The sequence below is a fragment of the Streptomyces sp. NPDC001848 genome (assembly GCF_042891915.1).
Taxonomy (GTDB): domain Bacteria; phylum Actinomycetota; class Actinomycetes; order Streptomycetales; family Streptomycetaceae; genus Streptomyces.
In genome coordinates, this window is sequence record NZ_JBIATP010000012.1 from 234,358 (window position 1) to 242,679 (window position 8,322).

The 8,322-nt window shown below is 66.7% G+C and carries 2 protein-coding genes; both read right to left on the reverse strand.

The window, feature by feature from the left end; translation table 11 throughout:
* Positions 1 to 29 precede the first annotated feature (29 nt).
* Entirely contained in the window at positions 30 to 3,929 is a 3,900-nt protein-coding gene (locus ACFYZJ_RS25465; protein WP_388571572.1) for a DNA-directed RNA polymerase subunit beta', read from the reverse strand.
* A gap of 99 nt (positions 3,930 to 4,028) precedes the next feature.
* On the reverse strand, positions 4,029 to 7,517 hold the full coding sequence (gene rpoB / locus ACFYZJ_RS25470; protein ID WP_388571573.1) for a DNA-directed RNA polymerase subunit beta: 3,489 nt from the start codon (positions 7,515 to 7,517) through the stop codon (positions 4,029 to 4,031).
* Positions 7,518 to 8,322: the final 805 nt, after the last annotated feature.

Consider the following 8,322-nt stretch of genomic DNA (forward strand, 5'->3'; position numbering starts at 1 on the left):
GTGACCGCCCTTCGGTTCATGCCGCTCGCTTACTGGTTGTACGGACCGTAGTCGTAGTCCTCCAGCGGCACGGCCTGGCCGGAGCCCGTGCCGAACGGCGAGTAGTCGATGTCGTCGTAGCCCACGGCCGAGTACATCGCGGCCTTGGCCTCCTCGGTCGGCTCGACCCGGATGTTGCGGTAACGGGCGAGGCCCGTACCGGCCGGGATGAGCTTACCGATGATGACGTTCTCCTTGAGGCCGATCAGGGAGTCGGACTTGGCGTTGATCGCCGCGTCCGTGAGGACCCTGGTCGTCTCCTGGAAGGACGCCGCCGACAGCCAGGACTCGGTCGCCAGCGAGGCCTTGGTGATACCCATGAGCTGCGGACGACCGGAGGCCGGGTGACCGCCCTCCTGGACCACACGACGGTTCTCCTGCTCGAACTTCGAGCGCTCGACCAGCTCGCCGGGCAGCAGCTCGGCGTCACCGGACTCGATGATCGTCACGCGGCGGAGCATCTGCCGGATGATGATCTCGATGTGCTTGTCGTGGATCGACACACCCTGCGAGTTGTACACCTTCTGGACCTCGCCGACCAGGTGGACCTGGACGGCACGCTGGCCCAGGATGCGCAGCACGTCGTGCGGGTTGGTGGCACCCACGGTGAGCTTCTGGCCCACCTCGACGTGCTCGCCCTCGCTGACCAGGAGTCGGGCGCGCTTCGAGATCGGGTAGGACGTCTCGTCGCTGCCGTCGTCCGGGGTGATGACGATCTTCTTGGTCTTCTCCGTCTCCTCGATGCGAACGCGGCCGCTCGCCTCGGAGATCGGGGCGACACCCTTCGGGGTACGGGCCTCGAAGAGCTCGACGACACGCGGCAGACCCTGGGTGATGTCGTCACCGGCCACACCACCGGTGTGGAAGGTACGCATCGTCAGCTGGGTGCCGGGCTCACCGATGGACTGGGCGGCGATGATGCCGACCGCCTCACCGATGTCGACGAGCTTGCCGGTGGCCAGCGAACGGCCGTAGCACATGGCGCAGGTGCCGACCGCGGACTCGCAGGTCAGGACCGAGCGGGTCTTGACCTCCTCGACGCCGCGCGTGATGAGCTCCTCGATGAGCACGTCGCCCAGGTCGGTGCCGGCCGGGGCCAGCACCTGGCCGTCGACGACGATGTCCTCGGCGAGGCAGCGCGCGTACACGGACGTCTCGACGTTGTCCGCCTTGCGCAGCACGCCGTCGGCGCCCCGCTCGGCGATCCGCAGCTTGAGGCCGCGGTCGGTGCCGCAGTCCTCCTCGCGGATGATGACGTCCTGCGACACGTCCACCAGACGACGGGTCAGGTAACCCGAGTCGGCGGTACGCAGGGCGGTGTCCGCGAGACCCTTACGGGCACCGTGCGTGGAGATGAAGTACTCCAGCACGGACAGACCCTCGCGGAACGACGCCTTGATGGGCCGCGGGATGGTCTCGTTCTTCGCGTTGGACACCAGACCGCGCATACCGGCGATCTGGCGCATCTGCATCATGTTTCCGCGCGCACCCGAGTTCACCATCATGAAGATCGGGTTCGTCTTCGGGAAGTTCTCGTTCATGGCCTCGGCGACCTCGTTGGTCGCCTTGGTCCAGATCGCGATCAGTTCCTGGGTGCGCTCGTCCTTGGTGATCAGACCGCGCTCGTACTGCTTCTGGACCTTCTCGTCCTGCGCCTCGTAGCCCTTGACGATCTCCTTCTTCGCCTCGGGAACGACGACGTCGGAGATGGCGACGGTGACGCCGGAACGGGTGGCCCAGTAGAAGCCGGCCGTCTTCAGGTTGTCGAGCGTGGCCGCCACGACGACCTTCGGGTAGCGCTCGGCGAGGTCGTTGACGATCTCGGAGAGCTGCTTCTTGCCGACCTCGTAGTCCACGAACGGGTAGTCCTCGGGCAGCAGCTCGTTGAAGAGCGCGCGGCCCAGCGTGGTCTTCAGCGTGAAGCTGTCACCCTGCTGCCACTCCGGCTCGTCCTCCTCGCGGACCGGCGGCGTCCAACCGCGCGGCGGGATGGTGCCCACCGGGAAGCGGATGTCCACGCGTGCCTGCAGCGAGAGCTCGCCGGCGTCGAACGCCATGATCGCCTCGGCCACGGACGCGAACGAGCGGCCCTCGCCCTTGACGTCGCGCATCTCGCCGTCGGTGGTGAGGAAGAACAGACCGAGGACCATGTCCTGGGTCGGCATCGTCACCGGACGGCCGTCGGCCGGCTTGAGGATGTTGTTCGAGGACAGCATCAGGATGCGGGCCTCGGCCTGCGCCTCCGCGGACAGCGGCAGGTGCACGGCCATCTGGTCACCGTCGAAGTCCGCGTTGAACGCGGTGCAGACGAGCGGGTGGATCTGGATGGCCTTGCCCTCGACCAGCTGCGGCTCGAAGGCCTGGATGCCGAGGCGGTGCAGGGTGGGAGCACGGTTCAGCAGAACCGGGTGCTCGGCGATGACCTCTTCGAGGACGTCGTACACGACCGTACGGCCGCGCTCCACCATGCGCTTCGCGCTCTTGATGTTCTGCGCGTGGTTCAGGTCGACCAGGCGCTTCATCACGAACGGCTTGAACAGCTCCAGCGCCATCGCCTTCGGCAGACCGCACTGGTGCAGCTTCAGCTGCGGACCGACGACGATCACGGAACGCGCCGAGTAGTCGACACGCTTGCCGAGCAGGTTCTGACGGAAGCGACCCTGCTTGCCCTTCAGCATGTCACTGAGGGACTTCAGCGGGCGGTTACCCGGACCGGTCACCGGGCGGCCGCGACGACCGTTGTCGAAGAGGGCGTCAACGGCCTCCTGAAGCATGCGCTTCTCGTTGTTGACGATGATCTCCGGGGCACCGAGGTCCAGGAGCCTCTTCAGACGGTTGTTGCGGTTGATGACACGGCGGTACAGGTCGTTCAGGTCGGAGGTCGCGAAGCGGCCACCGTCCAGCTGCACCATCGGACGCAGGTCCGGCGGGATGACCGGGACGCAGTCCAGGACCATGCCCTTGGGGCTGTTGGACGTCTGCAGGAACGCGGAGACGACCTTCAGGCGCTTGAGGGCACGGGTCTTCTTCTGGCCCTTGCCGGTACGGATGATCTCGCGGAGCCTCTCGGCCTCCTCCTCGAGGTCGAAGGACTCCAGGCGCTTCTGCAGCGCCGCGGCACCCATCGAGCCGTCGAAGTACGTGCCGAAGCGGTCCCGCAGCTCGCGGTAGAGCAGCTCGTCGCCCTCGAGGTCCTGGACCTTGAGGTTCTTGAACCGGGTCCACACCTCGTCGAGGCGGTCGATCTCGCGCTGCGCACGGTCGCGCAGCTGCTTCATCTCACGCTCGGCACCCTCGCGCACCTTGCGGCGCACGTCGGCCTTGGCACCCTCGGCCTCCAGCTCGGCGAGGTCGGCCTCGAGCTTCTTGGCGCGGGCCTCCAGGTCGGCGTCGCGGCGCTGCTCGATCTGCTGGCGCTCGACGGAGACATGGGCCTCCAGCGAGGGCAGGTCGCGCTGACGGCGCTCCTCGTCGACGTACGTGATCATGTACGCGGCGAAGTAGATGACCTTCTCCAGGTCCTTCGGCGCGAGGTCCAGCAGGTACCCGAGGCGCGACGGGACGCCCTTGAAGTACCAGATGTGCGTGACGGGCGCGGCCAGCTCGATGTGGCCCATCCGCTCACGACGCACCTTCGCGCGCGTGACCTCGACGCCACAGCGCTCGCAGATGATGCCCTTGAAGCGGACGCGCTTGTACTTGCCGCAGTAGCACTCCCAGTCCCGGGTGGGGCCGAAGATCTTCTCGCAGAAGAGGCCGTCCTTCTCGGGCTTGAGGGTGCGGTAGTTGATGGTCTCGGGCTTCTTGACCTCGCCGTGGCTCCACTGACGGATGTCGTCAGCGGTGGCCAGGCCGATCCGGAGCTCGTCGAAGAAGTTGACGTCGAGCACTATGCGTCAATCCCTCTCAGGGTCGTAAGTCTTTGGTCTGAAACGGGGGCCTGGGGGTCGGCGGGGCCCCTTGTGGGTCGGGGCCCCGCCGGACTCCCGTCAGACCTCTTCGACGCTGCTCGGCTCGCGCCGGGACAGGTCGATGCCGAGCTCCTCCGCAGCGCGGAAGACGTCCTCGTCGGTGTCGCGCATCTCGATGGACATACCGTCGCTGGACAGCACCTCCACATTCAGGCAGAGCGACTGCATCTCCTTGATGAGCACCTTGAAGGACTCGGGGATGCCGGGCTCGGGGATGTTCTCGCCCTTGACGATGGCCTCGTAGACCTTCACGCGGCCGGTGACGTCGTCGGACTTGATGGTCAGCAGCTCCTGGAGGGCGTACGCGGCGCCGTAGGCCTCAAGGGCCCACACCTCCATCTCACCGAAGCGCTGGCCACCGAACTGGGCCTTACCACCCAGCGGCTGCTGGGTGATCATCGAGTACGGACCGGTCGAGCGGGCGTGCAGCTTGTCGTCGACCAGGTGGTGCAGCTTCAGGATGTACATGTACCCGACCGAGATCGGGTCCGGGAACGGCTCACCGGAGCGGCCGTCGAACAGCCGCGCCTTGCCGGACGGGAGGACCATGCGGTCGCCGTCGCGGTTCGGCAGCGTGTGCTGCAGCAGACCGGCCAGCTCGTCCTCGCGGGCACCGTCGAACACCGGGGTGGCGACGTTGGTGCGCGGGGCGACCTGGTCGGCGCCGATGGCCTGCAGGCGCTGCGCCCACTCGTCCGCCAGGCCGGAGACGTCCCAGCCCTGGCTGGCGAGCCAGCCGAGGTGGATCTCCAGGACCTGTCCCGGGTTCATTCGGGACGGCACACCCAGCGGGTTGAGGATGATGTCGACCGGGGTGCCGTCCTCCAGGAACGGCATGTCCTCGATCGGCAGGATCTTGGAGATGACGCCCTTGTTGCCGTGGCGGCCGGCGAGCTTGTCACCGTCGGTGATCTTGCGCTTCTGCGCGACGTAGACGCGGACCAGCTGGTTCACGCCCGGCGGCAGCTCGTCGCCCTCCTCGCGGTCGAAGACGCGCACGCCGATGACCTTGCCGGTCTCGCCGTGCGGCACCTTCAGCGAGGTGTCACGGACCTCACGGGCCTTCTCACCGAAGATCGCGCGCAGCAGGCGCTCCTCGGGGGTCAGCTCGGTCTCACCCTTGGGGGTCACCTTGCCGACGAGGATGTCGCCCGCGATGACCTCGGCGCCGATGCGGATGATGCCGCGCTCGTCGAGGTCGGCCAGGACCTCCTCGGAGACGTTCGGGATGTCCCGGGTGATCTCCTCGGGGCCGAGCTTGGTGTCACGGGCGTCGACCTCGTGCTCCTCGATGTGGATCGAGGAGAGGACGTCGTCCTGGACCAGGCGCTGGCTGAGGATGATCGCGTCCTCGTAGTTGTGGCCTTCCCAGGGCATGAAGGCGACCAGCAGGTTCTTGCCGAGCGCCATCTCGCCGTTCTGGGTGGCCGGGCCGTCGGCGAGGACCTGGCCCTCGATGACGCGGTCGCCCTCGTTGACGATGACCTTCTGGTTGACCGAGGTGCCCTGGTTGGAGCGGGCGAACTTGGCCAGGCGGTACGTGATGTACGTGCCGTCGTCGTTGGCGGTGGTGATGTAGTCCGCGGAGACCTCCTGGACCACACCGGCCTTCTCGGCCTTGACGACGTCGCCGGCGTCGACGGCGGAGCGGTACTCCATGCCGGTGCCGACGAGCGGCGCCTCCGACTTAATCAGCGGAACGGCCTGGCGCATCATGTTCGCGCCCATGAGGGCACGGTTGGCGTCGTCGTGCTCGAGGAAGGGGATCATGGCGGTCGCGACCGACACCATCTGGCGCGGCGAGACGTCCATGTAGTCCACGTCCTCGGGGGCGACGTAGTCGACCTCACCGCCACGGCGGCGGACCAGGACGCGGTTCTCGGCGAACCGGAGGTCGTCGGTCAGCGGCGCGTTGGCCTGGGCGATGACGAAGCGGTCCTCCTCGTCGGCCGTGAGGTAGTGGACCTCTTCGGTGACGACACCGTTCTCGTCGACCTTGCGGTACGGGGTCTCGACGAAACCGAACGCGTTCACACGGCCGTAGGTGGCGAGCGAGCCGATCAGACCGATGTTCGGGCCTTCGGGCGTCTCGATCGGGCACATGCGGCCGTAGTGCGAGGGGTGCACGTCACGGACCTCGAAGCCGGCCCGCTCACGGGACAGACCACCCGGACCCAGCGCGGACAGACGCCGCTTGTGCGTCAGCCCGGACAGCGGGTTGTTCTGGTCCATGAACTGGGACAGCTGGCTGGTGCCGAAGAACTCCTTGATGGAGGCGACGACCGGCCGGATGTTGATCAGGGTCTGCGGCGTGATCGCCTCGACGTCCTGCGTGGTCATGCGCTCGCGGACGACGCGCTCCATACGGGCCAGACCCGTGCGGACCTGGTTCTGGATGAGCTCGCCGACGCTGCGCAGGCGGCGGTTGCCGAAGTGGTCGATGTCGTCGGTCTCGACGACGACCTTCTGGCCGTTGTCACCGACCGTCTCGGTCTCGCCGGCGTGCAGCTTCACCAGGTACTTGATCGTCGCGATGATGTCCTCGACGGTCAGGATGCCCGCGTCCAGCGGGGTGTCCGTACCCAGCTTCTTGTTGACCTTGTAGCGGCCGACCTTCGCGAGGTCGTAGCGCTTGGGGTTGAAGTAGAGGTTCTCCAGCAGCGTCTGCGCGGCCTCACGCGTCGGGGGCTCGCCCGGGCGCAGCTTGCGGTAGATGTCGAGCAGCGCGTCGTCCTGGCCCTGGGTGTGGTCCTTCTCCAGGGTGGCGCGCATGGACTCGTACTCGCCGAACTCCTCGAGGATCTGCTCGGTGGTCCAGCCGAGCGCCTTCAGGAGGACGGTGACGGACTGCTTGCGCTTGCGGTCGATACGGACACCGACCATGTCGCGCTTGTCGATCTCCATCTCCAGCCAGGCACCCCGGGACGGGATGATCTTGGCGGAGAAGATGTCCTTGTCGGACGTCTTGTCGATGGTGGAGTCGAAGTAGACACCGGGGGAACGGACCAGCTGCGACACCACGACACGCTCGGTGCCGTTGATGACGAAAGTGCCCTTGTTCGTCATGAGCGGGAAGTCGCCCATGAAGACGGTCTGGGACTTGATCTCACCGGTCTCGTTGTTGGTGAACTCGGCCGTGACGAAGAGGGGCGCGGCGTAGGTGAAGTCGCGCTCCTTGCACTCGTCGATCGAGTTCTTCGGCGGCTCGAAGCGGTGGTCCCGGAACGTCAGCGACATCGACCCGGAGAAGTCCTCGATCGGGGAGATCTCCTCGAAGATCTCCTCGAGGCCGGACTTGGTGGGGACGTCCTGACCGTTCTCCAGAGCCTCCTCGACGCGAGCCTTCCACGCGTCGTTGCCGAGCAGCCAGTCGAAGCTCTCGGTTTGCAGCGCGAGAAGGTTCGGAACCTCGAGGGGCTCCTTGATCTTTGCAAAGGAGATGCGCAGCGGGGCGGTGCTGGCGCCGTTGTTCGTATTCGCGGTCGAGGCGTTGCGCGAGGCGGCCAAGAGGGGGTCCTTCCGAGGGCTCGGACTCACTACGCGCGTCCCGGTCCCCGCCGGGCACAGAGATGGAAAGCCTCAGGTCAGAGACTTCTTATGCTCGGTGCTCAAGCATGGGGCGTGCTCCTGGTGACGGGCAGGAGGCAGCTAACAGGCAGCGCAAAGGGTCAGTGTAGCCACACGGCACACTGATGTCCAGTGCGGGTTTTCAGGCTTCCGCTGGAGGCCCTCGTTGTCCCTCAACACCTGCGGCACGCCACGCCTTCGATGCACATCGATACTGCCCTCTTCGTCGTCGATCCATGCCTCGGATCCGGATCGTTGTGACGACGCGTCCTGAGAATTGCGCGCTGCGTGCGGTTCGTCAAGGCCCCCCTTGCCCGAACCGGGTGCTGCCATCGTCACGTTCGACCTGTCACCGGGGCCCTCGGGAGGCACGACCGAAGATCACCATACCCCCCACGGCGACGCACGCAAGGCAGCCGCCACCGGACCCCCCGGAACACCGAGAAGCGACCACCCGGATGGATGATCGCACCTGGGCGTGTTCGCGTTACAGCCTTGGGGGTGAGGCGTGCGGGGGTCTGGGGGTGGAGGGTTACGGCATCCGGGTGAAGCGCTGTTCGGGGCTGGGCAGGGGGCGGTCTACTGCGTCGGGAAGAGTGGTGGTGCGGGCGGCCGGCCAGAGATGGGCAGAAGACGCAGGCCGCCGGCCCAGGATGGGCAAGCAATGCGCGCCGCCGACCCAGGATGGGCAAGCAATGCGCGCCGCCGACCCAGGATGGGCAAGCAATGCGCGCCGCCGACCACG